This is a genomic window from Streptomyces sp. NPDC058964 (assembly GCF_042741275.1).
Taxonomy (GTDB): domain Bacteria; phylum Actinomycetota; class Actinomycetes; order Streptomycetales; family Streptomycetaceae; genus Streptomyces.
The window spans coordinates 324-1,576 of the sequence record NZ_JBHYKH010000940.1 but is presented as its reverse complement, the minus strand read 5'-3'; the positions used below and the strand labels follow the sequence as shown (position 1 = coordinate 1,576).

The following is a 1,253-nucleotide window of genomic DNA, read 5'->3' as shown; positions in this document are numbered from 1 at the left end:
CTTCAGAGCGGCGGCCTTTGCACGTGTTGCAGCGGTCACCGCTCGCTTCGAGGCCTCCTTGGCGGCCTCGGTCTGCTTGCGGGCCAACTTGCCCGCCCGCTGCGCCTGTTCCGCCAACTGCGCGATGGTGGCGTGTTCCTGGTCGTGGGAGCGGGCCACATACTGCCCGATCTGGAGGAACTCGTAGATGTCGTCGGCGGTGCCGTTGAGGGCCAGCCGGCCGGCGGTCTGTACGTTGGTGCCGCCCACGGAGATGATCTGCGCGACCTCGACCCGCTCGTCCTGCGCCCGGGTGTCGAACTGCCCGTTGGCGAGGAAGTTCCGGATGTCGTCGGGGGTGCCGTCCAGCGCGACTCGGCCCGCCTTCTGGACCTCGGGCCCGCCGGCGTCGATGATCTGCGCGACGCGGACCCGCTGGTCCTGCTCCAGCGGTGCTTGCCAGCCGTCCTGCAGAAACGTCTTCAGGTCGTCGGGGGAACTGCTGTCGAGGGCCTTGCGGGCGGCTTCCTGGAGGTTGAGGCCACCGAGTCCGGCGACCTGGGCGGCCGCGACGCGGTTGTCCTGGAACTGGAGGTCGGAGGCCTGGTCGAGGAACTTCCTGACGTCGTCGTCACCGCCGACGAGGGCGACCTCGGCGGCGGCTTTCACGCCGGGGCCGCCGGCTTCCCACAGTCGTACGACCTTGGCGCGGTCGGTGTCGGGGAGGGTGGTGCTGATGCCGATGGTGTCCGTCGGCGCGGGATCGGCGTGGGCGGGTGCCGGGGCGGTGCCCAGAAGACCCAGTAAGAGCGCGCTGGGCAGCAGGCCCAGACACAGCGCGCGGATCGCGTGCCGTGTGCCTGCCGCCACGCGCCCGAGGCGTCGTGGATGTGTCACTGCGGACTCTATTCGTGTGGTGAAAGGGCTCAGGGGGCGCACCGGCGGCCGGGCCGCGACCTTGGTCAGGGGACGGGCCGCGACTCCCGTAGGGGGTCGGCGTTGATTGCGCTCAGGGAGCGGCCCTGATCGTGCTCAGAGGGCGGCCGTGACCGCTGTGAGAGGTTGACCGCGGCTCTGGCCGGATGTCGGCTCGCGACCCCGGTCAGGAGTCGCCGGCCTGGCGCGGTGGTGTGCGCGGTGGCCGAGGGGGGGGGGCGCCCGGGGGGGGCGGGGCCCCCCGCGTTCCGGCCCGCAGGGAGCCGCTGAACCATTACCGCCAAACTCGCCGCGGTGCTGCCCGACCTCGCCCCCCGGTCTCTTAAACAACACGTCCC

1 protein-coding gene is annotated in these 1,253 nt (G+C 71.7%); it reads right to left on the bottom strand.

What is annotated here, in order from left to right; genetic code table 11:
* The coding region (locus ACFW2E_RS46585) for an ALF repeat-containing protein (RefSeq protein ID WP_384478164.1) at positions 1–849 on the bottom strand (849 nt) is incomplete at its 3' end.
* Between the last annotated feature and the right edge of the window lie 404 nt (positions 850–1,253).